The sequence below is a fragment of the Alkalibacter saccharofermentans DSM 14828 genome (assembly GCF_900128885.1).
GTDB lineage: Bacteria > Bacillota > Clostridia > Eubacteriales > Alkalibacteraceae > Alkalibacter > Alkalibacter saccharofermentans.
Genome location: NZ_FQTU01000003.1, coordinates 167,223 through 193,521 on the forward strand (window position 1 = coordinate 167,223; position 26,299 = coordinate 193,521).

At 41.4% G+C, this 26,299-nt stretch carries 26 protein-coding genes; all 26 read left to right on the forward strand.

Annotated features, from left to right (window positions below):
• Nucleotides 1-10 precede the first annotated feature (10 nt).
• The 26 genes from BUB93_RS03730 to murG all read left to right on the forward strand — a co-directional run bounded on the left by BUB93_RS03730 (nucleotide 11) and on the right by murG (nucleotide 26,298).
• Nucleotides 11-1,306, forward strand: a complete 1,296-nt coding sequence (locus BUB93_RS03730) for an NAD(P)H-dependent oxidoreductase (RefSeq protein WP_073269738.1) — start codon at nucleotides 11-13, stop codon at nucleotides 1,304-1,306.
• 147 nt (nucleotides 1,307-1,453) lie between these two features.
• Nucleotides 1,454-2,239, forward strand: coding sequence for an HAD-IIA family hydrolase (locus BUB93_RS03735; RefSeq protein ID WP_242945322.1), 786 nt, complete (start codon nucleotides 1,454-1,456; stop codon nucleotides 2,237-2,239).
• 26 nt (nucleotides 2,240-2,265) lie between these two features.
• The gene (locus BUB93_RS03740) at nucleotides 2,266-3,453 is read left to right on the forward strand and encodes a sn-glycerol-1-phosphate dehydrogenase (RefSeq protein WP_073269739.1); all 1,188 of its coding nucleotides are present in this window, start codon (nucleotides 2,266-2,268) and stop codon (nucleotides 3,451-3,453) included.
• A 373-nt stretch (nucleotides 3,454-3,826) separates the two neighbouring features.
• Complete coding sequence (locus BUB93_RS03745; RefSeq protein WP_073269740.1) at nucleotides 3,827-4,186, forward strand: Asp23/Gls24 family envelope stress response protein; 360 nt, start codon at nucleotides 3,827-3,829, stop codon at nucleotides 4,184-4,186.
• A 79-nt stretch (nucleotides 4,187-4,265) separates the two neighbouring features.
• Nucleotides 4,266-4,697: a transcription antitermination factor NusB gene (gene nusB, locus BUB93_RS03750; RefSeq protein ID WP_073269741.1), complete on the forward strand. Its 432-nt coding sequence runs from the start codon at nucleotides 4,266-4,268 to the stop codon at nucleotides 4,695-4,697.
• Complete coding sequence (locus BUB93_RS03755; protein WP_073269742.1) at nucleotides 4,687-5,652, forward strand: hypothetical protein; 966 nt, start codon at nucleotides 4,687-4,689, stop codon at nucleotides 5,650-5,652. Before nusB ends, BUB93_RS03755 begins: the two co-directional genes overlap by 11 nt.
• Nucleotides 5,649-6,845, forward strand: a complete 1,197-nt coding sequence (gene xseA, locus BUB93_RS03760; protein ID WP_073269743.1) for an exodeoxyribonuclease VII large subunit — start codon at nucleotides 5,649-5,651, stop codon at nucleotides 6,843-6,845. The genes BUB93_RS03755 and xseA overlap by 4 nt, the downstream gene beginning before the upstream one ends.
• Nucleotides 6,846-6,851: 6 nt before the next feature.
• Nucleotides 6,852-7,088 (forward strand): exodeoxyribonuclease VII small subunit, encoded by a 237-nt coding sequence (gene xseB / locus BUB93_RS03765; protein ID WP_073269744.1) that lies wholly within the window; start codon nucleotides 6,852-6,854, stop codon nucleotides 7,086-7,088.
• Entirely contained in the window at nucleotides 7,078-7,962 is an 885-nt protein-coding gene (locus BUB93_RS03770) for a polyprenyl synthetase family protein (protein ID WP_073269745.1), read from the forward strand. The genes xseB and BUB93_RS03770 overlap by 11 nt, the downstream gene beginning before the upstream one ends.
• Before the next feature lie 705 nt (nucleotides 7,963-8,667).
• A complete protein-coding gene (locus BUB93_RS03775; RefSeq protein WP_073269746.1) occupies nucleotides 8,668-9,282 on the forward strand; it encodes a hypothetical protein in 615 nt (204 codons plus the stop codon).
• The gene (locus BUB93_RS03780) at nucleotides 9,275-10,069 is read left to right on the forward strand and encodes a TlyA family RNA methyltransferase (RefSeq protein WP_073269747.1); all 795 of its coding nucleotides are present in this window, start codon (nucleotides 9,275-9,277) and stop codon (nucleotides 10,067-10,069) included. The genes BUB93_RS03775 and BUB93_RS03780 overlap by 8 nt, the downstream gene beginning before the upstream one ends.
• Nucleotides 10,070-10,114: 45 nt before the next feature.
• Nucleotides 10,115-10,966, forward strand: coding sequence for an NAD(+)/NADH kinase (locus BUB93_RS03785; RefSeq protein ID WP_073269748.1), 852 nt, complete (start codon nucleotides 10,115-10,117; stop codon nucleotides 10,964-10,966).
• A 24-nt stretch (nucleotides 10,967-10,990) separates the two neighbouring features.
• Nucleotides 10,991-11,443, forward strand: coding sequence for an arginine repressor (locus BUB93_RS03790; RefSeq protein ID WP_073269749.1), 453 nt, complete (start codon nucleotides 10,991-10,993; stop codon nucleotides 11,441-11,443).
• A 19-nt stretch (nucleotides 11,444-11,462) separates the two neighbouring features.
• Nucleotides 11,463-13,148: a DNA repair protein RecN gene (gene recN, locus BUB93_RS03795; RefSeq protein ID WP_073269750.1), complete on the forward strand. Its 1,686-nt coding sequence runs from the start codon at nucleotides 11,463-11,465 to the stop codon at nucleotides 13,146-13,148.
• A gap of 90 nt (nucleotides 13,149-13,238) precedes the next feature.
• Nucleotides 13,239-13,808: a phosphate propanoyltransferase gene (gene pduL, locus BUB93_RS03800; RefSeq protein ID WP_073269751.1), complete on the forward strand. Its 570-nt coding sequence runs from the start codon at nucleotides 13,239-13,241 to the stop codon at nucleotides 13,806-13,808.
• Between the two features lie 105 nt (nucleotides 13,809-13,913).
• A complete protein-coding gene (lgt, locus tag BUB93_RS03805; protein ID WP_073269752.1) occupies nucleotides 13,914-14,669 on the forward strand; it encodes a prolipoprotein diacylglyceryl transferase in 756 nt (251 codons plus the stop codon).
• A gap of 129 nt (nucleotides 14,670-14,798) precedes the next feature.
• Nucleotides 14,799-15,230, forward strand: a complete 432-nt coding sequence (gene mraZ / locus BUB93_RS03810; RefSeq protein ID WP_073269753.1) for a division/cell wall cluster transcriptional repressor MraZ — start codon at nucleotides 14,799-14,801, stop codon at nucleotides 15,228-15,230.
• A 13-nt stretch (nucleotides 15,231-15,243) separates the two neighbouring features.
• Nucleotides 15,244-16,179, forward strand: coding sequence for a 16S rRNA (cytosine(1402)-N(4))-methyltransferase RsmH (gene rsmH / locus BUB93_RS03815; RefSeq protein WP_073269754.1), 936 nt, complete (start codon nucleotides 15,244-15,246; stop codon nucleotides 16,177-16,179).
• Nucleotides 16,180-16,197: 18 nt separating this feature from the next.
• Nucleotides 16,198-16,662, forward strand: coding sequence for a hypothetical protein (locus tag BUB93_RS03820; RefSeq protein WP_073269755.1), 465 nt, complete (start codon nucleotides 16,198-16,200; stop codon nucleotides 16,660-16,662).
• A gap of 15 nt (nucleotides 16,663-16,677) precedes the next feature.
• Entirely contained in the window at nucleotides 16,678-18,843 is a 2,166-nt protein-coding gene (locus tag BUB93_RS03825; RefSeq protein ID WP_073269756.1) for a penicillin-binding transpeptidase domain-containing protein, read from the forward strand.
• A gap of 28 nt (nucleotides 18,844-18,871) precedes the next feature.
• On the forward strand, nucleotides 18,872-20,350 hold the full coding sequence (locus BUB93_RS03830; RefSeq protein ID WP_073269757.1) for a UDP-N-acetylmuramoyl-L-alanyl-D-glutamate--2,6-diaminopimelate ligase: 1,479 nt from the start codon (nucleotides 18,872-18,874) through the stop codon (nucleotides 20,348-20,350).
• Nucleotides 20,328-21,704: a UDP-N-acetylmuramoyl-tripeptide--D-alanyl-D-alanine ligase gene (locus BUB93_RS03835; RefSeq protein ID WP_073269758.1), complete on the forward strand. Its 1,377-nt coding sequence runs from the start codon at nucleotides 20,328-20,330 to the stop codon at nucleotides 21,702-21,704. The genes BUB93_RS03830 and BUB93_RS03835 overlap by 23 nt, the downstream gene beginning before the upstream one ends.
• Nucleotides 21,705-21,718: 14 nt before the next feature.
• A complete protein-coding gene (mraY, locus tag BUB93_RS03840; protein ID WP_073269759.1) occupies nucleotides 21,719-22,669 on the forward strand; it encodes a phospho-N-acetylmuramoyl-pentapeptide-transferase in 951 nt (316 codons plus the stop codon).
• A gap of 17 nt (nucleotides 22,670-22,686) precedes the next feature.
• Nucleotides 22,687-24,039, forward strand: a complete 1,353-nt coding sequence (murD, locus tag BUB93_RS03845) for a UDP-N-acetylmuramoyl-L-alanine--D-glutamate ligase (RefSeq protein WP_159432056.1) — start codon at nucleotides 22,687-22,689, stop codon at nucleotides 24,037-24,039.
• A gap of 19 nt (nucleotides 24,040-24,058) precedes the next feature.
• Nucleotides 24,059-25,168 carry a putative lipid II flippase FtsW gene (gene ftsW / locus BUB93_RS03850; RefSeq protein ID WP_073269761.1) on the forward strand — a complete coding sequence of 370 codons (1,110 nt, stop codon included), beginning with the start codon at nucleotides 24,059-24,061 and terminating at the stop codon, nucleotides 25,166-25,168.
• Nucleotides 25,165-26,298, forward strand: coding sequence for an undecaprenyldiphospho-muramoylpentapeptide beta-N-acetylglucosaminyltransferase (murG, locus tag BUB93_RS03855; protein WP_073269762.1), 1,134 nt, complete (start codon nucleotides 25,165-25,167; stop codon nucleotides 26,296-26,298). Before ftsW ends, murG begins: the two co-directional genes overlap by 4 nt.
• Nucleotide 26,299: the final 1 nt, after the last annotated feature.

Consider the following 26,299-nt stretch of genomic DNA (forward strand, 5'->3'; position numbering starts at 1 on the left):
GGCAATGCAGATGTTAAATATCAACAGAAAACTTAGAGCGCTGGAAGAGCAAGGAAAGCCTATCAAGCTTGGCCTTATCGGAGCGGGACAAATGGGCAAAGGAATGGTCAGCCAGGTAATGAAAATGAAAGGCATGATACCGGCGATAGTAGTCGACATCAACGTTGACAACGCGATAGAGTCCTACACTTTGGCAGGGGTGGCCAAAGATGATATCGTAGTGACAGACCTTTTATCAGAGGCTAATATCGCTATGGAGCAAGGCAAGTACGTAGCTTCTGCAAATGCCGACATACCTGCAGCTGCTAACTTGACAGACGTTGTTGTAGATGCTACAGGCGTTCCGGATGTAGGTGCGAGGATTGCTCTTGATGCAATTATGAACAAGAAACATGTTGTAATGCTTAACGTTGAAACCGATGTAGTAATCGGCGCTTACCTTAAGAAGCTTGCCGACAATGCGGGCGTGATCTACACTGGTTCTGCAGGAGACGAGCCAGGCTCTGTAATGGAACTTTACGATTTTGCTGACGGCATGGGAATGGATATAGTTGCAATCGGTAAAGGAAAGAATAATCCCGTTGTAGCGGGCTGCAATCCTGAAACAGTATATGAGCAAGCTATGAGAGAAGGAGTAAGCCCTAAAATGCTTACAGCTTTCAAAGATGGAACAAAAACAATGGTTGAGATGACAGCTATGGCTAATGCGACAGGATACTTGCCTGATGTTAGAGGAGGCCATGCGCCATCAGCAGTTGTAAGCGAGCTGCCTAAACTGTTCCAGCTTAAAGAAAATGGCGGAATGCTTAACAACACAAAAATCGTTGACTACGTCAACGGAGTTGCACCGGGTGTATTCGTAATCGTAACTACGGATCTTCCACAGATCCACCACGAAATGCAGTATTTGAGCATGGGACCTGGACCAAACTACGTGTTGTTCAGACCTTATCACCTGACAAGCCTGGAGACACCACTTTCTGCAGCTAGAGCGGTAATCTACAACGAACCTACAATCGTTCCGCTTCCAGGAAAGCCTGTAGCAGAAACAATTACCATAGCAAAGAAAGATCTTGGCGCCGGAGATATGCTTGATGGAATAGGTGGATTCACAGTATACGGAAGTTTTGATACTTATGAAAATGCGAAGGCTGAAAATGCCGTTCCTTTGGGCCTTATCACTAAGAATACCAAGCTTATTAAGCCTAAGAAAACGGGAGAAGTAATCACCTATGACGATATAGAAATAGACAAGACTACTCTTATATATAAGCTTAGAGAACTTCAAGAAACCTTGATTGGGTAATGGTTTTGCGATACAATTGAAATGTGCCAGTGATAAAGTGAAGGCCGTGGATAAACTGTCACCATAAGGTGCACGGTTTATTGCGGTCTTTTTTATACAAAAAAATATCGACCATCCCTTAAGTGGGAGGTTGCGGGAGGTAATGTTGTGAGTTTGGATAAAGTGAACTGTTATTTGCTTGACATGGATGGAACCATATATCTGGGTGATGAATTGATACCCGGTGCGAAGGAGTTTTTACAGGAGATCAAAAATAAGGGTAAAGAGTATGTTTTTTTGACTAATAATTCGTCAAAAAACAAGGAAGCCTATATAGAAAAATTGACGAGATTGGGGATCGACGCTAAAGAGGATGAGATATTTACATCTGGTGATGCAACGATTTATTACCTAAAAAAGCACACCACCTACAAAAACATCTTCCTTTTAGGCACACCTTCCTTACAAAAGGCCTTCACAGATGCAGGGTTTAATGTGTTTACCGAAAGAAATGACAGCATTGAGTGCGTAGTATTGGGTTTTGATACCACATTGACATATGACAAGCTTTGGGCAGCCTGTGATTACGTCAGAGAACTGCCCTATGTAGCCACGCATCCGGATTTCAACTGCCCTTTGGAGGGTGGCAAATTCATGCCTGATATTGGGGCAATGATCGCTTTCATAAAAGCTGCTACGGAGAAAGAGCCTGTGGTAATAGGAAAACCTAAAGATCACATGCTTAGCGCAATATTAGATACGTATAAATTGACAAAGAACGATGTTGCCATGGTAGGAGACAGGCTATACACGGACATAAAAATGGGATACGACTTGGGAGTGAAATCAGTTTTGGTCCTATCAGGTGAAACCACGATGGAGGATTACGACAAGTCAGAAATCATGGCAGATTTCATTTTTAATTCAGTCAAGGAGCTCAAAGAAGAGATTTGAATCAAATATTCGATAGGAGGATTTATATGAAAAGCTATAAGACATTGCTAAACACAGAGATTCCATGCGAATGTGGAAGGACTCACTATGTACCGATAAAAGATGTAGATTTCTTATTTAAGGCAGGGGATATATCGAAAATAGCATCTAAATATATAGAAGGAAAGGAGGTTCTTGTAGTCGTTGATTGCCACACTGACGAACAGATAAATAATGAAGTAATCGCAGAACTAAAAAGTGCGGGATATAATTTGACGGTATCTAGATTTACTGATAAAAAATTGGTTCCCGATGAAAAAGCTGTTGGAGCTATACTGATGGACAGTGATAGAAATACCGATGGAATAATATCTGTAGGATCAGGTACGATAAGCGATCTGGCTAGGTTTGCTGCAAGCAGGATGAAGGTTCCGGTGGTCACGGTAGCTACTGCTCCTTCAATGGATGGCTATGCTGCGGCAGGGTCATCTCTGGTTGTCAAGGGAGCAAAAAAAACAATCAAGGCTTTTCCGGTTAATGCTATCTACGGAGATATAGATGTTATAGCGAATGCGCCTTATGAGATGATACAGGCAGGATTTGGTGACATCGCCGGGAAAAAGACTGCTTTAGCCGATTGGGCACTTTCGAGAGTTGTTACCGGTGAGTATTGGTGTGACAAGACTGTAGAGCTGGTAGAAAGCTCCACGGACATATGTCTTGAAAATGCTGTCAAGATTTCAAAGCGGGATAAAGAGTCTATAGTATATCTGATAGAAGCCCTTGTGCTTTCAGGTATCGCCATGTCATTGGCAGATGACACCAGACCTGCATCGGGAGGAGAACATCTGATATCCCACTACATGGTAATGAAAGATATCGAGAAGGGGAAAATAATTCCATCTCATGGAGTCACCGTAGCTTTCGGAACTTTGATACTAAGTTATCTTTATGAATACCTGCTAAAATGCGAAGAATTCTTATCCCAAGAGAAAAGCGATGAAATAGCAGATGCAGTGAAGAAATACGCTCCATCTCCTGAAGATGTTAAGGAGTGGCTAGGAATAGTTGGTCTTCCTCTGGAGCCGGAAGGATATGAAGTAGATAAGGACTATCTTGAAGAGATGATTCTAAAGGCAGGTTTTATCAGGGACAGATTTACGGTATTTACATACCTTGACCAGCTGGGAGTCTTGGATAAGGCTGCAAAATATACCCTTTCGAAATTTTATTGATAAACTGGCAGCGGGTTCTTAATTTAAGGACCCGCTGCTTCAAATCTAGGCAAAAAAAATTAAGACTATGGGGATCATAGTCTTAACTGGGGATTTTTTATCTTATAGAAAAAAGGGGTATAATTTCTATAAGAATAAGGGGTTATATATGTGACGAGTTCATTATATTCCACGTCAAATTCTAATACAAGGAAATATACACAAAAAAACATTTGTAAAGGATATCATATTTTCATTATCGAACATATGTTACAAATAGAGCTGAAACTGCCTTCCTGCAATGAAAAGGCAATAAATATTTGTGTTTTTTATGGATTGAAACTATAATGGTATTATAAGAATATACCATTATAGTTCTACGGAGGGATAACCTATGGAATATAACGAGGATCTTAAAGGAAATGTTGTCGTCAGCGAAGATGTAGTCTCGTCAATAGCAAACCTGGCGGCAACCGAAGTGGAAGGTGTAGCCCACCTGCATCATGGGATAACCGGAGGGATTGCAGAAAAGCTTGGAAAGAAAAGTGGCTCCAAAGGAGTTCGGGTAGTCAGAAGCGATGACGAGCTGATAATAGATCTTTACGTTGACGTGGACTTTGGAGTTCAGGTTCAGGAAACTGCTGAAAAAGTTCAGAGAAAAGTCAAGACTACTGTGGAGGCTATGACCGGTACCAGGGTGATTCAGGTCAATGTAAATGTAGATGGTGTTAGGATGAAGGCAACAATCGACTAAAAAACAACTGCCCCTTGAGTTATTCAACTTGCAGGGGTATTGTTATGTTGAAAATTTTAAGCAAGACGGAGGAAACATAATGAGTAGAAAATTTGCTAGAGAGCTGGTGTTAAAGATAGCTTATCAAATGAACTTTGAAGAGGGAGGTCATCTGATAAATGCGACAGAAGCTATCGATAGGTACAGGGACATGGTGGAGGAACCGAAATATCAGGAATTGACGGATAGCGACCGGGAGTTTATCGAAGAAATATTAAAGGGCATAGACTCCAACAGGGAGGTGTTGGACGAAAGGATCAATGAACATTTAATCAACTGGACCTTGGACAGGCTTAATATAATAGATTCCGCCATGATGAGAATCGCCGCCTATGAGATTTTGTTCCTGAAAGATACCCCAAAGGCCATAGTCATCAATGAAGCACTTAATTTGGTTTCCAAGTTTGGGGACGAAAAATCCACTAAATACATAAATGCAGTTTTGGACAATCTAGAATCAAATGAAGAGTAATCTGTTCTTAGGCATAGACACCAGCAATTACACTACATCCTTGTCTGTTGTAGATGAAATGGGAACAAGGGTATGGGATTTGAGAATCCCACTGAGAGTCGGGGAAGGCAAAAGAGGATTGAGGCAACAGGAAGCGGTGTTTCAGCATATAAAAAATTTAGGAGAATTGGCAAAAACCATGGATTGTCTTGAAGGCAGGGTATCGGTGGTAGCTGCGAGCAGCAAACCGAGAATGGCCGAAGGGTCATATATGCCTGTGTTCGAGGTGTCGAAAAATATTGGCATGCTTTTGGCATCGGCTTTAGGTGCTTGTTTTGTGGAAACTTCCCACCAAAGAGGCCATATAAGAGCGGCCTTGAATTTAAATGACGGCATATCGGAAGGGTTTATAGGGGTTCATATAAGCGGAGGAACCACAGAGTTCGTAGAATATAAGTGGAACAAGAGCTTTATTAAGGAAGTAATCGTCGACAAGACGTTAGATATAAGTCTAGGACAAGTGATAGATAGAATCGGAGTTGAAATGGGCTTCCCATTTCCTGCTGGCAGATGGATGGAGCAGTTTTTAGATGTGGAAAACAAAAGATCTTTTGAGAAGAAAATCAGCTACAAGTCAAACAGAAACAGCCGTGGAATAAACTTATCCGGTCTGGAGACTTATCTTTATAGATTATACAAGGAGACAGATGACAAAGCTCTCGTGATTCGAACAGCATTTGAAAATGCATCCAGGTTATTGGCTGAAGTCGGCGTAGACAGATGCAGCGAAGCATCTGTTGCTGATTTGCTGGTCTGCGGGGGCGTTGCGTCTAACAGGTACATAAGGGAATCTGTAAAAAAGAAGTTGGCTGAAAGCAATGTCAATGGTTATTTTTGTGCTCCCGGGGACTGCACTGATAATGCTTTCGGGGTTGCACTCATTGGGAGAGACCATTTTGAGGAGCGGTGCAAATGAGGCAAAGGGTTTTGAGCGTCAGCAAATTGACAAAATATATAAAGAGCATATTTGATAACGACGTGATATTAAAAAATGTAATCGTAGAAGGGGAAATATCCAATTACAAATTACATTCTTCAGGGCATGCTTACTTTTCAGTTAAAGATGATGAGAGCAGGCTGAATTGCGTGATGTTTAAAAATGCAGCAGCATCATCTCCAAGCATCGGTGATGGAGACAAAGTGATTTTACATGGGAATATTTCCGTTTATGAAAAAAACGGTCAGTATCAGCTTTACGTGCAAAAGTGCGAAAAAAAGGGCCTTGGAGATTTGTATGTGGAGTTTGAAAAACTAAAATCTGAGCTTGAATCTCTGGGATGGTTCGATCCCTTGAAAAAAAAGAAGATTCCAATGGTACCTAAAAAAATCGGCGTTGTCACCTCGCCTACAGGGGCGGCCATTAGGGACATGATTTCAGTTATAAGCAGAAGATTTCCCAACGTTGAAATTTATATAATGCCGGTTTCTGTGCAAGGAAGAGAAGCTCCTGGTGAAATATCTGCCGGTATCGATATTTTCAATGTCATGAATGAAGTAGATGTAGTGATTATTGGACGAGGTGGAGGATCTATTGAGGAGTTGTGGGCTTTTAATGAAAGGATTGTAGCAGAAAGCATACATAATTCCATCATACCTGTAGTCAGTGCCGTCGGTCATGAGACGGATTTTACTATCAGTGATTTTACAGCAGATCTAAGGGCTCCCACACCTTCGGCGGCGGGTGAATTGGTGGTTCCTTCTCTAGCAGAGCTGAAAGACAAATTAATGTCTTTTGAAAAGAGACTTTCAAAGGATATGCTGTCACAGCTCGCCATCAGTAAAGAGATGTTGATCAGGCTGAGAGGAAATTATTTCTTTTCGAAACCGGAAATGTTTTATTCCGGACATACTCAGACCTTGGACATTATGAAAACAGACCTTGAAAGGTCTGTCATGAAGGTGATTGACCTAAAAAAGACTTTGTTGGAAGGTTATCGTTCCGAGCTTAAGGGGATGAATCCTGAAAATGTACTTAAGAGGGGTTATGCAGTTATAAAGGGTGCAAAAGGAGAGTATATCGGAAGCATAGATCAGGTATCGCCAGGTGAGAATGTGGAAATAGTTTTTAAAGACGGAACGGCGATATCAAAAATATTGAGCAAAGGATAGTGGGATATGAAAAAAACTGCTTTTGAAGACAATATTAAACGAATAGAGGAGATCATCGGATACATAGAGGGAAACCAGGTGTCTTTAGATGAGAGCGTTAAGTATTTTGAGGAAGGCATGAAGCTTATAAAGGAATGCGAAAGTAAGCTAGAGACCACAAAGAAGAAGGTAGTTAAGCTGGTTTCCAAGGACGGAGAGATGACTGAAGAGCCCCTTGACGAAGGAGAAGAAAATGGAGTTTAAGAGCGAATACAAAAGAAGGCAGGATGAGGTGGAGCGAGGGCTTGAAGATCAGATGGAAATACTCGAAGGCAAGATACCCTCTGAACTCTACAAGTCCATGAGCTATAGCCTGATGGCGGGAGGAAAGCGGCTGAGACCTGTAATGTTACTGGAATTTTCAAAATTCGGAAGCTGGGATTATAAAAAAGCGATGCCACTTGCTTGTGCTATGGAAATGATACATACCTACTCTCTGGTCCATGACGACCTTCCAGCGATGGACAATGACGATCTTCGTAGAGGAAAACCTACTAACCACAAGGTTTATGGCGAAAATATTGCAATCTTAGCAGGAGACGGGTTGCTAAATTACTCTTACGAGACAATGATAGAGGGAATGGCATCGGAGAATCCCGGCTATGTGCTGGCGCTAAGGGAGATTTCAAGAGCTGCGGGAGTCAAGGGGATGATAGGTGGGCAAGTGGATGATATTAAAAACGAAGATGTGAATATAGATATAAAAACCTTGGACAGCATCAACGAAAGAAAAACCGGGGCGCTTATAAAAGCTTCTGTTCTATCCGGAGCCTATTTTTCTGAGCTGGACCAAGATAAAATAAAAAACCTGGAAGCATACAGCGACAAAATGGGATTGGCGTTTCAGATAGTAGATGACATTCTCGACGTGACAGGAGATGTGGAAAAAACCGGAAAGAAATCAGGGAAGGACTTGGAGAATAAAAAAACTACTTATCCATCGGTTTATGGCATAGAAAAAAGCAGGAAAATCGTGGACGGGCTCTATGAGAAAGCTTTGATCAACTTAAAAAAAGCTGAAGCCGATACCGAGTTTTTGGTTAAATTGACCAGTTTTTTGTGTAGCCGGGATTACTGATTTAAACAGGATTTAAGCAAGAGGGCGTATAATGATGATGGCGGAATAGATACCGGTCGCCAACTGAATGAGCATAGTTTGTAAACAAAATATGTATATGGTATAATTCACTTATTAAATATGGTGGCGCAGTATTCTAGTCAGATCTATCGCTTCTCAAGGCGGGGCTAAAAATCCGTCAAAGGGCACATCGATGAAGTTTCTTGTATTGGCTTTCGACGCCCAGTTGGGGGCTTTTACAGGGAGTAAAGGGGGATGGGGCGATCCGCAATGGCATGCGGGCGTAGACCCTGCTCCCGCGGAGACCCGGGAAACCGGGAGAAACCTGCGGAAGTGTCGCAAGATATGGAAGCAGCGTAGCCTGCCTTGAGTGAGGTAGGGAGATGATAAGATCAGTCCGGCTGGCTTTTGAGCTCAAAGTCGTCGGGTATTGCTTTTCGAAACCTATCTTGCAAAAGAGGCTAGGAAGCGATGTGACTGTTGAGGAAAACTCCTAGACTGTTCCTTTGGAAGCACTTCGAGGATTACAGTGTGTACTGAGTGGCAATCCAGCCTCGTCTCTGGCGACAAGACGAAAAAAGGGCAAGGGAAACCGCCGGTTTGGCGACGAATCGGTCTCTTTTTGGGAAAACCTGCTGGACCTATGGCGCAAAGTTTACTTGAAGTGCTGCCACCATATTTCAATAATTCCATACGGAGGAAATCTTGAAAGACAACAGCAACAATTTAAAGCGAAATAGAAAATCGAATAAGGAAATAAAAATTGAAAAACAAAGAAGATGGTTGGTATTTATAACAATATGGACCTTTTTTCTTTCTATCGGCATAAACCTCGTTTCCGAGCTGTTCATTAACAATTCGGATATTTTGGTTTCTTTTTTTATCCTGGTAATTATCGTATCGATCGGGATATTTTTTGACATGGTTGGAATTGCCGTAGCGTCCGCCAACATTACGCCATTCAATTCTATGGCTGCAAACAGGGTCAGGGGTTCTAAGGAAGCAGTGGATATCGTTAAGAATGCCAGTCAGGTTTCAAACTTTTGCAATGACGTAGTAGGAGACATATGTGGGATTGTAAGTGGGGCTACCGCCATAAGTATCGTTTTTCAGATAGGAAGCAGCTTCGATTTTTTTGAGACTACTATATTGGCAGTAATTTTAAATGGTTTGCTGGCGGCGGTTACAGTAGGAGGCAAGGCCATAGGCAAGAACATCGCTATGGAGCACAGCACTCAGATCGTGTATCGATTCGGTCATGTGATATCTTTTGTAAAAAGTCCTTTTGGAAAGATGAAAGGCGGTAGGGAAAATGGTTAGATTGGATGTTTATCTCCATGATAATGGATTTTTTGAAAGCAGGGAACAAGCCAAGAGGAATATAATGGCGGGAAATGTAAGCATAAATGGTCATACTGCAGACAAGGCGGGCACTTCAGTCAAAGAAGGGGACCAAATACAGGTTAAGCAAAAGGATTGTCCATATGTCAGCAGGGGCGGGCTTAAACTTGAAAAGGCAATAGGAGTTTTCGGATTGGATCTCCAGGGAAAAACAGCAATGGATGTAGGGGCTTCAACAGGAGGATTCACAGATTGCATGCTTGCAAATGGAGCTAAAAAGGTATTTGCAATAGACGTAGGTTACGGTCAATTGGACTGGAAACTAAGAACTGACTCCAGGGTGGTATCGTTGGAGAGGAAAAATTTCAGACACATGGAATTTGAAGAAGTTGGAGAAAAAGTAGATTTCCTGGTTATGGATGTTTCCTTCATATCGGTTACCAAGCTGGTTGATAAAATCAAGCTTTTCTTAAAGCCCAAAGGTCAGGGCGTGGTGCTGATCAAACCTCAGTTTGAAGCGGGTAAGGATAAAGTCGGCAAGCACGGCATAGTAAAAGACCCAGGGATACATAAGGAGGTAATCGAAAGAATAACAGGTTATTTTTCTCATAACGAATTAACTCCGAAAGGCATTGATTATTCGCCGATCAAAGGAGCGAAAGGAAACATAGAGTACCTTTTATGGGTAGAGCATATGGGGATATCTGAGGAAAAAAATCAAGATTATGCGGATAAAGCGATACAAAATGCATTTAATAATTTATAATAATTATATGCAATATAATAAATATGCAGTATTGGCGGGATATAAATGAAAAACATTGGATTGTACATAAACACCGGTAAAAGCGACTGTTTTCGCAATGCCAGGTATATTATAGATTTTCTCAATAAAAACGGCATCACTGTTTTTGGAGCTGAGAACACAAAAGGAATGATCGATCATCCGGGACTTGTCATCGACGAAGAGCGGATGTTCAATTCTACAGATTGCATTATAGTGCTTGGTGGCGACGGAACCATTTTGGAAGCCGTAAGAAAAACAGGAAAGAATGACATACCGTTTTTTGGAATCAATTACGGGAAACTAGGTTTTTTAGCAGAGGTAGAGGAAAAGGACGTAGACATGTGTCTTGAATACCTGTTGCGAGGGTGCTTCGACATAGAAGAAAGAATGATGATTGATATGAATATCGAAGACTTGCCTACTGATAAGGGATTTGTAGCTCTAAACGACATAGTGGTGAGCAGGGGTGCAAATACTAGGCTTATAGACATAAAAATATACGGGAATGAAAACCTTATAGAGGAGTACAGAGCAGATGGGCTGATCATATCTACTCCTACCGGTTCAACTGCGTATTCCCTTTCAGCCGGAGGGCCGATAATTGAGCCATCCAACGACAGCCTGTTCATAATAACTCCCATATGTCCCCATTCCCTTCATAACAGAAGCATCGTGCTGGATGCTAAGAAGACGATTAGGGTGGAAACGGAATCAAAAGACAAAAATGTAGTGGTAGCAGTTGATGGGCAGAGGTTTTTAGATATCAACCAAAACTCTATTTATTTAAAAAAATCTGATAAAAAAGTGAAGCTGATAAAATTCAAAGGAAACAATTTCTTTGAAATACTAAGGAGAAAGCTATCTGAACGCATATAAAGAATAATGTGAGGAGCGTATCTTATGAAAGTTGCCAGACAAGCAAAAATTTTGGAGCTTATTGAGAATGAGGAAATCGAAACACAGGATGAACTCGCCAAGCAGCTTAAGGAATCCGGGTTTCACGTCACACAAGCGACAGTATCAAGGGATATAAAGGACATGAGGCTCATTAAAATAATGAGCAAGAGCGGTAGGCACAGGTATGCGCCCTTTAGAGATGCCGGTGGAAACCAGTTGAGCGAAAGGATAGTAAACGTATTTAGAGAGTCTGTGGTAAGTATCGACTACAGCGGCAACCTTGTTGTGATAAAAACCTTTTCAGGGGGAGCGATGGCTGCCTCAGTAGCGATAGATTCAATGGAGTGGTCCGATGTAGTAGGATGCTTGGCAGGGGACGACACCATATTTGTCGCGATCAGAAATCAAGACAAGGTAGTGGATGTTGTTGAAAAGTTTAAGAAGCTTATGAAATGACGCTTAAGGGAGGTCTGTCATGCTAGCTGAACTCAACATAAAAAATTTTGCATTGATTGAAAACGTAATGATAGAGTTCTATTCCGGCTTCAACGTTATAACAGGTGAAACCGGAGCAGGGAAATCCATAATCTTAAATGCATTAATGCTTTCTTTGGGGGCTAGAGGAAACAAGGACATGATAAGAAAGGGTAAGGATAGGCTGCTGGTGCAAGCTATGTTTGTTTTTGAAAAGCTTCCCGGAGAAATAGCGGTGCTGCTTGATGAAATGGGCGGGGATGAAAACGGTCAGCTGATATTATCCAGGGAGCTTCATTCAAGCGGAAGAAACGTATGCAGGGTAAATGGCATCTTGGTAAATGTAAATGACCTGAAAAAGATTGGCGACAGACTTGTAGACATTCACAGCCAGAGAGACCATAATTTGCTGCTAAACAGAGATGAGCACGTAAAGATCCTTGATGCTTATGGCAGAGAGAAGATAAAAGATCAAAAAAAACGAGTTTCCGATTTGTACGACGAGTGGATCGGCCTTAAAAGGCAGAGAGAAGAGCTCTTGAAATCTATATCAAATATCGAAAGGGAATTGGATATCTTAAAGTTTCAATTAAACGAGATATCAGAAGTGGGTTTTCATGAAGAAGAAGATGAAGAGCTTGAAAAAAGAATCAAAGTCCTTGAAAATTCTGAAATTCTCTTCAATCATTCAAACCAAGCATATGAGTGGCTCTACAGCGGCGACGCTTCTGTCATGGACCAGCTGGGAAAGTCAAAAAAAAGCCTTGAAGACATGGGGAAAGTGGATATATCAGTTAGAGATCTTTCCGACAGACTCGGTGATGTTATGGCAAATCTGGAAGACATAGCTTATTCGATTAGAGATTACAAGGAAAAAGTGGTTTTTGACGATTACGAACTTAACGATCTGCAGGCCAAGCTGAATAAACTCATCTTATTAAAGAGAAAATATGGTCCTGAACTCAATGATGTTGCTGATTACAAAATAGAATTGATGGAAAAAATAGATCAAATAGAAAAACGGGATATCTTTATAGATGAGCTGGATAAAGGGTTAGAGACCTTAAAAGGCATGTATTTGGAACAAGCCTTAGTTTTAAGTGATATGAGGAAGGAAGCAGGCAGGGATTTTTCCAGGGGAATAAATGCTCATTTAGGAGAGCTGGCTATGGAGAATGCCAGGTTCAAAGTGGTAACCAAAACATGCACAGAAGAAAAGTGCTTTACCCGTCAGGGAATAGATGACCTTGAATTCCATGTAAGGACAAATGTAGGGGATGAAGATAAGCCCTTAGTTAAAATTGCTTCGGGAGGAGAAGTTTCCAGATTGATGCTGGCTGTAAAAAGTGCGATAAGCACTGAGCATAGCACTTCAACTCTGATATTCGACGAGATAGATACAGGCATAAGTGGCAATGCAGCAGGAGCCGTAGGGAAAAAGCTAAAAGAGCTTGGCATGAACCACCAGATAATAAGCATCACGCACCTGCCCCAGATAGCCTCCATGGCCGCTGCGCACTTTGAGGTGGTGAAAAAAGTGGAGGGAAGCAAAACCAAAACATTGTTTAATCTTTTGGATGAAAAAAACCGAATCAGGGTTATAGCGACCATGATTGACGGCAGTCAGTCTCAAAAAAGTCTTGATCACGCACAAGAAATCCTAGTGAGAAATAGCTCGGAAAAGTAAAAAACATGAAAAAACATCAAAGGATTACTTTGTAATGCTTATGGTGTGTGATAAAATATTCTAAGGAAAAGTCATATGGAGGCGTATATAATGAAAAAACTTGTACCAATAGCTATGTCAAACAGACATATTCACTTATCGCAAAAAGATTTGGAAGTTTTATTCGGAGAAGGACATGAATTAACTAAGTTTAAAGATCTTTCTCAACCTGGGCAATTTGCTTGTGAAGAGAAAGTGGATATAACAGGACCTAAAGGAACTATTAAAGGTGTCAGAATTCTTGGACCGGTAAGACCTGATACTCAGTTGGAAATTTCAGTAGCAGACAGCTTTGTGCTTGGAGTGAAGCCGCCGGTTAGAGATTCTGGAGACATCAAGGAATCTCCGGGAGTTGTCTTGACAGGACCTGCAGGTCAGGTAGAAATTCCTGAAGGGGCTATTATCGCTTCTAGACATATTCATATGCACACTTCGGATGCAGAAAATTTTGGATTGAAGGACAAAGACGAAGTTCAAGTGAAAGTCGACGGGAAACGAGGATTGATTTTTGATAATGTTCTTGTCAGAGTCAGTGACAAATATGCCCTGGAGATGCACGTGGATGTGGAAGAAGGCAATGCTGCAGGCGTGAAAAACGGACAAATGGTAGAAATAGTGTAAACTTAAGTCAAACTTAAAAGCCCTTGTAAAAAGGGCTTTTTTATTGCCTGAAATCATGTATGGGAATATAATGATATTATGACAAAAAAACAAGGAGTGATTGCAATGCCTGATCCAATAGCCTTCAGTTTATTCGGCTTGGAAGTAAGATGGTATGGAATATTGATTTCATCGGCGATATTGATCGGAATCCTTATCGCAACCCATAGAGGCAAGAAACAGGGAATTATAAGTGATGATATACTGGATATTGTGCTGGTGAGCATTCCTGCCGCAATGATCGGGGCAAGATTGTACTACGTCGCGTTCAAGCTAGATTATTATCTTGCCAATCCCAAAGAAATTTTTATGATATGGGAAGGAGGACTTGCCATACATGGAGGTTTGATTGGAGCCTTTTTAACCGGTTATGTGGTATGCCGTGTTAAAAAACTGAAATTTACGAAAGTCCTAGACGTTTTTGCACCTGCATTTCCTTTAGGACAAAGCATAGGAAGATGGGGCAATTATTTCAATCAGGAGGCATACGGAGCTGAAACGGATTTGCCATGGGCTATAACCGTCATGGATCCGGTAAAAGGTCTTATACAAGTGCACCCCACGTTTTTGTATGAATCCATTTGGAATCTACTGGTTCTGGGAATAGTTCTTTTTTATGAAAAGACTAAGAAAAAGTTTGACGGAGAACTAATACTTATATATGGCATATATTACTCAGCGGGAAGGTTTTTCATAGAAGGGCTTCGAACGGATAGCCTGATGTTCATGAATATGCGAGTAGCCCAGCTTATAAGCTTCGCAGTGATAATGATCTGTACCTTGTATCTAAAGAAAATAAGAAGTCAAAGCCCGATAAAATAAGAAGACAAGCCTGGATTTAAGGGCTTGTTTTTTTATTTGTAAAAAAAACATTCAGAAACCCAAATATTCTTGTACAAAGTGGGGGATAGTGGTATAATATGGCTAATAGTGGGGGATCGGGGTGTCGGAATGTTCATTGGTGAATATCAACACAACATCGATATAAAAGGAAGACTAATAATTCCTTCAAAATTCAGAGAACAACTCGGCGTAAAGTTTATCGTTACCAAAGGTTTGGATAAATGTCTTTTTGTATTTCCCATGGATGAATGGTCAAAATTCGAAGAAAAAATAAGAACTCTCCCAATATCAAGCAAGGACGCAAGAGCGTTTTCTAGATTCTTCTTTGCCGGAGCGGCAGAATGCGAACTGGATAAGCAAGGCAGAATCATGATTCCTTCAAACCTGAGAGAATATGCAGGTATAGACAAGGAAACCTTCATAATAGGAGTTTCCGCGAGACTAGAGATATGGAATGAGAACACTTGGAACGACTACAATGGAGAAGATGACTTAAGCTACGATGCCATAGCAGAAAAAATGGCAATGCTTGGGATATGACGGGAGAGATAGCATGGAACTTAAACACGAAAGCGTAATGCTTGAAGAATGCATAGAAAATCTAAATATTAAAGAAGACGGAATTTACGTCGACTGTACCCTTGGAGGAGCTGGACATAGCTATGAAATATGTAAAAGACTAAGTGAAAAGGGTACGCTTATAGGCATAGACCAGGATGACTACGCACTTGCTAGGGCTAAAGAAAGACTGGAGAACTTTTCTTGTACGAGGCTTTATGCAAGAAGCAACTTCAGCGACATCAAGCACGTGCTTGAAACTCTAAACATCCACAAGGTAAACGGAATACTGATGGATCTGGGGGTATCGTCCTTCCAGCTGGATGACAAAGAAAGAGGTTTTTCCTACAATTCCGATGCAAGACTGGATATGAGGATGGACAAGAGAAATCCCATAAGCGCCTGGGAAGTTGTAAACGAGTATCCTCAGGAAAAAATATTTAAGATAATTAAGAATTACGGAGAAGAAAAGTTTGCGAAAAGAATCGCTACTTTGATAGTGTCAAAAAGAAAAGAAAAGCCGATAGATACGACATTTCAGCTTTCTGAAATCATAAAATCTGCAATACCTGCAAAATTCAGAAGAGAAGGACCACATCCTGCACGAAGAACTTTTCAAGCAGTCAGGATAGAGGTAAACAACGAGCTGGGGATATTGAATGATTCAATTGAAGACAGCGTAGAATGCCTGGATAATGGAGGCAGGATTGCAATAATCACATTTCATTCCCTTGAAGATCGAATAGTAAAGCAAAAGTATAGGGAAATGAATGATCCATGTACTTGCCCTCCGGATTTTCCGATATGTCAATGCGGTAAAATTCCAAAAATCAAGATCATAACCAAAAAACCTATGTATCCGTCAGAAGAAGAAATAAACAATAATGCAAGATCCAGAAGCGCCAAACTGCGGGTCGCTGAAAAAATTTAATTTAAAGGAGTGTTTGTTGTGGTAATCTCTGAAAAAAAGCTTTATAATTATTATCTAGAAGACGACGATATCGCTATTGCAAGAATCAGAGACAAATACGAGAAAAAGAGACGTATCAAAGGTAGTACCAAGATCAAATGTCTTTTAATCGTAGCCACTCTTTTTCTTTTAGGGATGGGGATACTATTCCAGCACTCGAGAATAAATAATATTAATAAGTATATCGTTCAATTCGAAAAAGATTTAAAAGAAATTCAGATGATCAACGATACAAAAGAGGGTCAGCTGCTTTCAAGCTTGGATTTGAATTACATAGAAAACTATGCAAAAGATGAGCTCGGCATGGTTGAGCCTGACGGCGAGCAATTTACGTACATGGCGCTGTCCAACGGTGCACAGCTTGTTCAAACCAGGATGGAAACGGAAAGCGCCCAAAAAGATGAAAGCAAATTAGTTTCATGGATCGTTAACTTGATCAACTGATATGGAGGTCTCAAATTGTCCTTATATCACTTAAGAAGAAAAAAAAGGCTGATATTTGCCTTTTTTGTATTTTCAATACTTTTCATAGTGCTTGCTGCAAAACTAACCTATATTCAAGCTTATAATTCTATAAATCTTACTGATGCCCAAATCAACCAGCTTATGGGCGAAATCCCTATAACTGCCACAAGAGGCGATATTTATGACAGAAATATGAACATATTGGCTCAAGATGCTTCTGCCAGCAGCATTTACGCAAGGCCTGGGAATATCGAAGATCCTCAAGAGGTCGGAGCATTCTTAAGCGAGGTGCTTGGACTTGACCTCGAGGAAACCGTAAACAAAATCTCCAATGAGGAATCAACCATGGTTTTGATTGCCAGGAAGGTAGACAATGACAAGGCATTTAAAATCAACGATCAAGGATTCAGAGGCATCGAAATTTCAGAGGATAAAAAAAGATACTACACCAATGGAAATTTTGCTTCATATATACTTGGATTTACGGGCAGCGACCACCAAGGCTTGTATGGAATTGAAAGGATTTTCCAGGATGAGCTTAGCGGTGAAGACGGTGTGTTGGTCTATGAAAAAGACGGAAAGAACCAAAAGGTACCTTCAGGATACCAAATCACCATACCAGCGGTTCCTGGCGACCATGTAGTCCTTACAGTGGATTCGATTATTCAGCACTTTATCGAATCGGCTTTGGAGGGCAGCATGGAAACTTTAAATCCAAAGCGTTTAATTGCAATAGCGATGGATCCCAAAACAGGCGAAGTATTGGGTATGTCTTCAAAGCCGGATTACGATCTAAACAATCCTCGTCTTATAAGTGAAGAAATTTCTTTAAGGCTCTCAGATGACTTGGAGGGAAAAAACTTTGGTGAACAGCAACAGATAATGTGGAACAACCCCGCCGTGAGCTTCAATTACGAGCCGGGCTCTACGTTTAAGGTCATAACAGCTGCCGCTGCGCTGGAGGAAGGCGTAGTAAGGCCGGATACCGTATTTTATGACGAAGGCTTTATTATGGTAGATGGAATAAGAATCCGATGCCATATATTCCCTGACAAACATGGTGAAGAGACTTTCCTAGAGGCGGTTACAAACTCCTGCAATCCAGTCATGGTGGAGACGATCATGAAAATGAACCCAGCGGTATTTTACAAATATCTTTATAATTTCGGTTTAGGTGATAGGACGGGAATTCAGCTAGACGGCGAGGAGTACGGAATAGTTCCTATTAATACAAATGTCAAGAATGTGGATTATGCCACCAAGTCATTCGGTCAGGGCATAGGCGTGACGCCGATACAGTTGGTGACGGCCCTTACAGCGGTGGTAAATGACGGTAAATATGTACAGCCAACCATGGTAAAGGAAATAAGGTCCAACGAGGGCAACAAGATCATAAGAAGATTTGAGAGCGATCCGGTAAGGCAGATAGTATCCAAGGAAACATCTGCGGCAGTTAAAGAAGCTATGAAAAATGTGATAGACGAAAACAAGACAATGACAGATCTGGCAGAGGGCTTCAGCATCGGAGGCAAAACTGGTACAGCCCAAAAAATTGTAGACGGAAGATACGCTCCCGGAACCTATGTGACTTCATTTTTTGGATTTGCACCGGTGGAAGATCCTCAGATAGCCATACTGCTTTTGGTCGACGAACCTGAAAGCAGCAGAGCTACAGGAAGCACCACAGCTGCACCTATAGCGATAGAAATAATAAAAAACACTTTGAAGTATTTGAATGTTCCTTCAGAAAATCAAGCTGACTTCGGAAATACGGATATAGTTCCTGATATTAGGAATCAGGATATGCAGACAGCGATAGAGGTTTTAGACAGACTGGAAATCGACTATGAGGTGACAGGAGACACAGATGACGAAACAGCCATTGTAGTAGATCAAAGTCCGATGCCCGGGAATTTGATAGAAAAAGGTACAAAGGTCAGGTTTACGGCGTCCTCATTGGGAAATGAAGACCGGGAAATGGTAACCGTGCCTAATGTAATGGATATGAGCATCAACAATGCCATGGACGTACTCAGGCGAAGCGGGCTTGCTATGGATATTTTAGGAAAAGGTGGATTTTCAGTATCGCAGATGCCAGAAGCGGGTGAACTCGTAGAGAAGGGAACAGGGGTTGTAGTAGAATTTAAGCATCCCCAATAATATTTAAATATGATTCAAGAGGTGTGCCATGAAACTTTCAAAAATTCTTGAAAAAATAGATTGTCAGCTCATGTATGGAAACGCTGATAAGGATATAACCGGACTGGAGTTTGACTCGAGAAAGTGCAAACCTGGGGATTTGTTTATCGCCATATCAGGTTTTGAGTCAGACGGCAATAACTATATTGATGAAGCTATATCTAAAGGTGCCGTTGCAGTCTTGTCAGAAAAAGAACCCAATAGCAAAGTCATGAATCATGCTTATCTAAAGGTGCCAAACGCACGAAAGGCCATGTCAAAGGCTGCTGCGGTATTAAACGGAGATCCTTCTAAAAGGCTGAAAGTAATAGGGATAACAGGCACCAACGGTAAAACAAGTACAGCTTACTTCTTAAGAAGCATACTCGAATACTGGGGAAAGACGACCGGAATAATAGGAACCTTGGGGAATTATTGTAAGGGTTTAGAGTTGGAATCTGAACATACGACTCCTGAATCCGTAGAGATTCAAAGGCTTTTACGGGCAATGGAAGAACAAGGTGCAGAGTATGTGGTGATGGAGGTTTCATCTCATGGCCTAGACCTATACCGAGTGGAGGATGTGTGCTTTTCCGGCGCTGTTTTCACAAATCTAACTCAGGATCATCTAGACTTTCACAAGACTATGGAAAGCTATTTCAATGCGAAAAAAAGATTGTTCGATTTTGAAATTGGCTATGGGGTGGTAAATACCGATGATGACTACGGACTCAGGCTTTACAAGGAGAAAAAAAATGGGAAGTACAAGGTTACAGGCTATGGGCTGAAGGCCGTTGCAGATGGGAAGATAAGTGGAGTTTCAGCAGACGACAAAGGAACGACATTTGTAATTGATATAGACGGCAAGAGGCTTCCCTGCATTACCAATCAAATAGGAGGATTCAACGTATACAATCTTTCAGCGGCAATACTTGCTGCCAGAAACGAAGGTATGCCTGAAGACGGGATATTAGAGTGCATCAAGGAGATAAAGGGAGTTCCGGGAAGGCTGGAGCGTATAGATGTTGCAAGGGAATTCGAAGTAGTAATTGATTTTGCTCATACCCCTGATGGCTTGGAGAACATTCTAAAAGTTTTGCGAAATACCACCAAGGGAAGGCTTATTACCGTTTTTGGATGTGGTGGAGACAGAGATGTGACTAAGAGATCTATCATGGGAGAAATATCCGGCAAACTGAGCGACTTTTCTATACTCACATCGGATAATCCAAGGTGGGAAAATCCCGATAGAATCATTGATGACATCGAAGAAGGAATAGTCAAAACCGGCGGAAGTTATATACGAGTTCCTGATAGAAGAAAGGCTTTAGAAACGGCACTGAAGATGGCAAAAAAAGACGATATGGTTTTGCTTGCAGGCAAAGGACACGAGCTTTGGCAGGTCGTAAATAGCGAGAAGATTACATTTAATGAGAGAGAAATTATTAAGGAGATCCTTAAAGACAATGAATCCAATCAAGATAAATGAAGCAGTAGATGCGGTGAGGGGAGAATTGATAAGCCCCGGATGCGGTTTAGAGATACGCGGAGTAAATATTGATACCCGGCAGCTTAAAAAAGGAGATCTTTTCATCGCCATAAAAGGTGAGAGGGTTGACGGACACGACTTGTTGGAAGAAGCCGAAAATAAAGGTGCAGTTGCCGTATTTGTTGAAAAAGATGTAAATCACAAGTCGGATATGGCTATAATAAAAGTGAATGATACTGTGCGGGCGCTGCAGGACCTGGCATCAGCGTATAGAAAACAGTTCACCTGTCCCATAGTGGCAGTAACCGGCAGCAGCGGAAAGACGACCACGAAGGATTTAATAAAAGCTGTTCTGTCTAGCAGGTACGAAACAATAGCCACAAAAGGCAATAAAAACAATCACATAGGTCTTCCTCTGACGGTCTTTGATATGGACGACAAAACTCAAAGCGCCGTATTTGAAATGGGAATGAGCGGACTTGGAGAAATTAGAGTTCTGGCTGAAATAGCCAAACCCGACATAGCAGTGATAACAAATATCGGAACTGCTCACCTTGAGCAGCTAAAAACCAGAGAAAACATATTGAAAGCGAAAGCTGAGATATTTTCAACTTTGGATATGAACAAGACAGGTATAATTAACGGAGATGACGACATGTTGGTCAAAATCAAGGCCGAGGGCTTTAAGCTTTATAAAGTAGGGGTAGACAGCAAGGAATTGGATCTAAAATGCATGAGTTACCATACAGATATGTATGGGGTTAAAATGAGAGTCCTTGAAAAAGCTGGTTCTCAAATAGAGGAGTACAGATTCAGGCTGCCTGGAATTCACAATGTGTATAATTGCCTGGATGCTATAGCCGTAGGAAAGCTATTGGGACTGAACCAAAAGGAAATACAGCTCGGTCTTGACGAGTATTTGCCGGGTGAGAACAGGATGGATATAACATCTGTAAAAAACAGCGTGGTAATCAATGACAGCTACAATGCCAACCCTGGTTCAATGAAGAGCGCCCTCGACGTGTTGAAGCTATATAAAAAAGATGACAATATGCTTGTAGCCGTTTTGGGTGACATGTTCGAAATCGGCCCTGATTCGGAGACTTATCATAGGGAAGTGGGAGCTTATGCCAAGGAGTCCGGAGTGGAGCTTATCCTAACAATAGGAGAAAAAAGCCGTTTTTACAATGAAGGGGCCGAAAAATCGGGCTTGGACCGGGAGCGTTCGATACACTTCGAAGATAAGCTGGACTTGTTGGATTATCTGAAGTCACTCGTCGAAAAAAAAGCGGTTATATTGATAAAAGGCTCTAGAGGAATGAGAATGGAAGAATATATAAAAAGTCTTAACTAGGAAAGGAATACAATATGTTTGAAATAGCAGCAAGCCTCATGGCAGGGCTTTTACTCTCTTTGGCATTATCGCCGATAGCGATACCCTTTTTAAAAAAATTAAAATTCGGTCAGACCATTAGGGATGAAGGACCTAAAAGCCACCAGGCAAAAAGCGGAACTCCAACAATGGGTGGAATAATTATTATTGTCGCAGCGTTGTCTGCTTCTATAGTCTTTTCCCGGAAGAACAGCGAGTTTGCCATTATAGCCGCTTCTTTTGTAGGCTTTGGATTGATTGGGTTTTTGGATGATTATATAAAAGTCGTTTTGAAGAGGAACTTGGGGCTAAGAGCATGGCAGAAGATAGTTTTACAGCTGGGTCTTTCCTTGTTTTTGACCATATTCAGCATGAGATCTGTAGGTTCGGATATATTGGTTCCATTTACAGATGTTTTCATCGATCTGGGGTGGTTTTATGTTCCGTTTATGATATTTGTGGTTTTAGCCTTTGTAAATGCAGTGAATCTTACAGATGGTCTCGACGGGTTGGCATCAGGAGTTTCTATATTCAGCTTTGTAGTTTTCATAGCGATGGGCATGCTGTTTTCTCAAGAAACGGTTTCAATATTTGCCGCTGCCCTAACCGGAGCGCTAATTGGATTTTTAAAGGTAAATTATCATCCTGCTAAGGTTTTTATGGGCGATACAGGATCTATGGCATTGGGAGGTGCACTTTCTGCAATGGTGTTGGTGACTCGCAGTCCCTTAGTGATGCTCATAGCAGGAGCTGTCTTCGTATTGGAATCTCTTTCTGTAGTGATGCAGGTGCTATATTTTAAAGCTACAAAGGGCAAGAGGATATTTAAAATGACACCCATACATCACCATTTTGAGTTATCTGGTTGGGATGAAGTCAAAGTCGTACAAAGGTTCTGGATGGCTTCGGCTGTCTTTGCATTTGTAGGGATTTTGAGCATATTATAAACAAGTGGGTGGCAATCGTGGATAAAAAGAAGATTATAATAGGTTTAGGTAAAAGTGGAGTTTCCAGCGCCAAATTTCTTTTGAGAAAAGGCTTTAAGATAATACTGTTTGACAATGATCCCAAAAGTGCACTGGAAAATTCTGACGTAATAAATATATTGGAAATGCCTGGAGTAGAAGGTGTCTATGACAATCGAGGGGCTGATGAGTTGTTTTTTGATGCGGATGAGGCAATACTAAGTCCGGGCGTTCCCTTGGACAACGAAATAGTACTAAAGGCTTTAAAGCATGGGATTAAGCTCATTGGAGAAGTGGAACTTGCCTATAGGTACTCTAAAGGAAGGTTTCTAGGCATAACAGGGACAAATGGAAAAACCACCACTACGACCTTGATATACGAAATATTCAAAAAAAGTAGATTCAATGCCTTTTTAGGAGGAAATATTGGAAATCCCATCGTGGATTTCATTGAAAAACCTGCCGAGAAGGATTATATAATTGCGGAGTTAAGCAGTTTTCAATTGGAAACGATAGATCGGTTCAGGTCGAATATAGCTGTTGTTCTCAACATTACTCCCGATCATATGGATAGACACAAGACGATGGAAGAGTATGTCAGAGCCAAAAAAAACATCTACAGAAATTCGCAGATTGACGATGTTTTGGTTTTAAATAAGGATGATGAGATTGTAAAAGCCATGTCAGAGGATTCAAGCTGCAGGGTCGTATATTTTAGCATAACAGATATGCTGGAAAACGGTGCTTATCTTCATGGCGATTGGTTAATGGCTGCCCAAAACGGTGAATCTGTTCGGATATTGGAAAGAAAAAGCCTGAAAATCCCGGGGCTTCACAATGTGAAAAATGCATTGGCAGCAATTGCCGCAGCATTTTTTGCCGGAGTGGAACCCAAAGTGATTTCCCAAGCTCTGAATGAATTCAAAGGAGTAGAGCACAGGCTCGAATTTGTAAGAAACCTAAGTGGAATAGACTACTACAATGATTCGAAAGGGACGAATACGGATGCAGGTATAATTGCGTTGAATGCCATAGATGGACCAGTAGTACTAATAGCAGGTGGATACGATAAAAAAGCTGATTTTTCAGAATGGGTGGAGGTTTTTGCAGGAAAAGCCAAGAAAGTGTTCTTAATCGGAGAAACAGCGGATCAAATCATAGGCTCTGCCCGAAAAGCGGGTTACAATAGTGTAGAAAAGTGTTTGGACCTGAAAGATGCTGTGGTTAAAGCTAAGGAATTTGCCAAGTCAGGAGATACTGTATTGCTTTCTCCGGCTTGTGCCAGTTGGGATATGTTTAAGAGCTACGAAGAAAGAGGACGGATTTTCAAAGATCTGGTAAACAAACTTTAAGCGGGATGGAGGACTTGGCATGAAAAAAATTTATCCTTCAGACTTTTGGATAACATTCAGCGTCATAGCATTGACTTGTGTGGGAGTGGTTATGGTATTTAGTGCCAGCATATACCAGTCCAGTGCGCTGTACGACGATCAATACGCAATATTCCGTAGGCAGCTTATATATTCCGTTTTGGGAATATTTGTAATGTTGTTCGTATCCAGAATAGATTATAAAATTTACAAAAGATTTGCCCTTCCGTTGCTAGGGTTATCGTTCATACTGCTTGTACTTGTGTTCGTGCCAGGCATAGGTTATTATGCCAATGGCGCGTACAGGTGGATAAGAATCGGAGGGTTGACCCTTCAGACTTCTGAAGTGGCAAAGATTACAATAATAATATTCATGGCTGCTTCCCTTTCCTGCATCAAGGAGGATGTAAGGAAGTTTTTCAGCGGGTTTGTGCCATATTTGATTCTAATGGGCGTATTTAGCGGCATTATATACCTCCAACCTAATCTTAGCACAGCAATAATAATTGCCTGCCTTATACTGGGTATGCTGTTCGTAGCTGGAGGCAATATGTTGCACTTGGGTGGGCTATTCGGCGGTGTGGTTTCAATCATTGTATATTTGATTGCATCAGGATGGAGAAGAGATAGACTTGAAGCATTTTTGTCGCCGGAAGCAAACATCACAGGCAGCGGATGGCAGTCACGGCAGTCGATACTGGCCCTTGGATCTGGGGGCGTTTTCGGACAGGGTCTCGGGAACGGAAAGCAAAAGATGTTCTTTTTACCGGAACCTCAAAACGACTTCATATTTGCCCATATAGGTGAAGAGCTTGGTTTGATAGGAACCCTTCTGATTTTGGTATTTTTCCTAGTGTTGATTTGGCGAGGCGTTAATGTGGCAGTAAATGCACCAGATTCATTTTCATCTCTGTTGGCTTTCGGGTTGATACTTATGATAGGACTCCAGGTGGTGATAAATATTGCAGTCGTCGCTCAGCTGATACCTGTAACGGGCATACCACTCCCCTTCATCAGTGCCGGAGGAACGTCAGTTGTGTTTTTAATGGGAGGAATGGGGATTTTGTTGAATATATCCAGGCATGTAACCCCAAAAAGGAGGCAAAAATGAAAGTGTTGATAGCGGCTGGCGGAACCGGAGGGCATATTTATCCGGCAATAGCAATAGCAAAGGCGATAAGCGAATACGAGGATGGTGCTGAGATCAGGTTTGTCGGCACTGATAGAGGCATGGAGAAGACGATAGTCCCTAATGCTGGCTATCAACTCGAAACAATAAGGGTCAAGGGATTTGCAAGGAAGCTATCCATGGACACGATAAAAAGTGCCAAGGAGCTTGTTATGGGGATGTTGGATGCCAAGAGGCTTATTAAAAACTACGATCCTGATGTTGTGATAGGCATGGGAGGATATGTATGCGGCCCGGTTCTATTGATTGCTTCCAGAATGAGAATCCCTACGATTATCCACGAACAGAATGCTTTTCCTGGAGCTACCAACAAACTTTTATCTAGGTTTGTGGACAAGGTAGCTATTAGCTTCCCTGAAGCTAAAAGGTATTTTAGAGATAAAGACAAGGTCTTCTTGAGCGGAAACCCTGTGAGAAAAGAGTTTTTTGAGACTGATAAAAAGTCGGCTAGAGAAAAATTTGGTTTCAGTGAAGATGATTTCGTAATCGTCTCAGCAGGAGGAAGCTTAGGAGCTGCTTCAATCAACAACGGGATGCTCGAATTGATTAAGGATAAAAAAGATCATGACAAGATTCGAATAATCCATATAACCGGCAAAGCCAACTACGAAAGCTTCTTGGAGATGCTTAAACAAAATTCCATCGATCCGGATGCATCACCTGGGATAAAAGTGCTTCCTTACAGCGACCACATCTACGAGATTTACTCATGTGCAGATTTAGTGGTTTCTAGGGCAGGGGCAATGAGCGTTGCGGAATTGTCTGCAACCGGAACCCCGGCGGTTTTGATTCCCTATCCTTATGCTACGGACAACCATCAGGAATTCAACGCTCGATCTTTGACAGATGATGGGGGGGGGATTTTGATACTGGACAGTGATTTGAAGCAAGATTCCGGAATTTTGAAAAGCACAGTCGATTTTCTCATGGAAAATCCGGAAAAGTTAAATAATATGAAAGCAGCAGCAGCAAAAAAAGCTATACCTCAGTCTGATGTGATTTTTTATAAAGAGATGAAAAAAATAATTCGATCCGGAAAAGACGGTAGATAAT

What these genes read in the sequence shown, in the direction of transcription:
- BUB93_RS03770 (WP_073269745.1), top strand. Translation starts at nt 7,078, where the DNA reads ATGGAGTTTAAGAGCGAATACAAAAGAAGGCAGGATGAGGTGGAGCGA.
- BUB93_RS03740 (WP_073269739.1), top strand. Translation starts at nt 2,266, where the DNA reads ATGAAAAGCTATAAGACATTGCTAAACACAGAGATTCCATGCGAATGT.
- nusB (WP_073269741.1), top strand. Translation starts at nt 4,266, where the DNA reads ATGAGTAGAAAATTTGCTAGAGAGCTGGTGTTAAAGATAGCTTATCAA.
- recN (WP_073269750.1), top strand. Translation starts at nt 11,463, where the DNA reads ATGCTAGCTGAACTCAACATAAAAAATTTTGCATTGATTGAAAACGTA.
- rsmH (WP_073269754.1), top strand. Translation starts at nt 15,244, where the DNA reads ATGGAACTTAAACACGAAAGCGTAATGCTTGAAGAATGCATAGAAAAT.
- BUB93_RS03780 (WP_073269747.1), top strand. Translation starts at nt 9,275, where the DNA reads ATGGTTAGATTGGATGTTTATCTCCATGATAATGGATTTTTTGAAAGC.
- mraZ (WP_073269753.1), top strand. Translation starts at nt 14,799, where the DNA reads ATGTTCATTGGTGAATATCAACACAACATCGATATAAAAGGAAGACTA.
- BUB93_RS03785 (WP_073269748.1), top strand. Translation starts at nt 10,115, where the DNA reads ATGAAAAACATTGGATTGTACATAAACACCGGTAAAAGCGACTGTTTT.
- lgt (WP_073269752.1), top strand. Translation starts at nt 13,914, where the DNA reads ATGCCTGATCCAATAGCCTTCAGTTTATTCGGCTTGGAAGTAAGATGG.
- pduL (WP_073269751.1), top strand. Translation starts at nt 13,239, where the DNA reads ATGAAAAAACTTGTACCAATAGCTATGTCAAACAGACATATTCACTTA.
- xseA (WP_073269743.1), top strand. Translation starts at nt 5,649, where the DNA reads ATGAGGCAAAGGGTTTTGAGCGTCAGCAAATTGACAAAATATATAAAG.
- xseB (WP_073269744.1), top strand. Translation starts at nt 6,852, where the DNA reads ATGAAAAAAACTGCTTTTGAAGACAATATTAAACGAATAGAGGAGATC.
- BUB93_RS03790 (WP_073269749.1), top strand. Translation starts at nt 10,991, where the DNA reads ATGAAAGTTGCCAGACAAGCAAAAATTTTGGAGCTTATTGAGAATGAG.
- BUB93_RS03755 (WP_073269742.1), top strand. Translation starts at nt 4,687, where the DNA reads ATGAAGAGTAATCTGTTCTTAGGCATAGACACCAGCAATTACACTACA.
- murG (WP_073269762.1), top strand. Translation starts at nt 25,165, where the DNA reads ATGAAAGTGTTGATAGCGGCTGGCGGAACCGGAGGGCATATTTATCCG.
- BUB93_RS03730 (WP_073269738.1), top strand. Translation starts at nt 11, where the DNA reads ATGTTAAATATCAACAGAAAACTTAGAGCGCTGGAAGAGCAAGGAAAG.
- ftsW (WP_073269761.1), top strand. Translation starts at nt 24,059, where the DNA reads ATGAAAAAAATTTATCCTTCAGACTTTTGGATAACATTCAGCGTCATA.
- mraY (WP_073269759.1), top strand. Translation starts at nt 21,719, where the DNA reads ATGTTTGAAATAGCAGCAAGCCTCATGGCAGGGCTTTTACTCTCTTTG.
- BUB93_RS03745 (WP_073269740.1), top strand. Translation starts at nt 3,827, where the DNA reads ATGGAATATAACGAGGATCTTAAAGGAAATGTTGTCGTCAGCGAAGAT.
- BUB93_RS03835 (WP_073269758.1), top strand. Translation starts at nt 20,328, where the DNA reads ATGAATCCAATCAAGATAAATGAAGCAGTAGATGCGGTGAGGGGAGAA.
- BUB93_RS03830 (WP_073269757.1), top strand. Translation starts at nt 18,872, where the DNA reads ATGAAACTTTCAAAAATTCTTGAAAAAATAGATTGTCAGCTCATGTAT.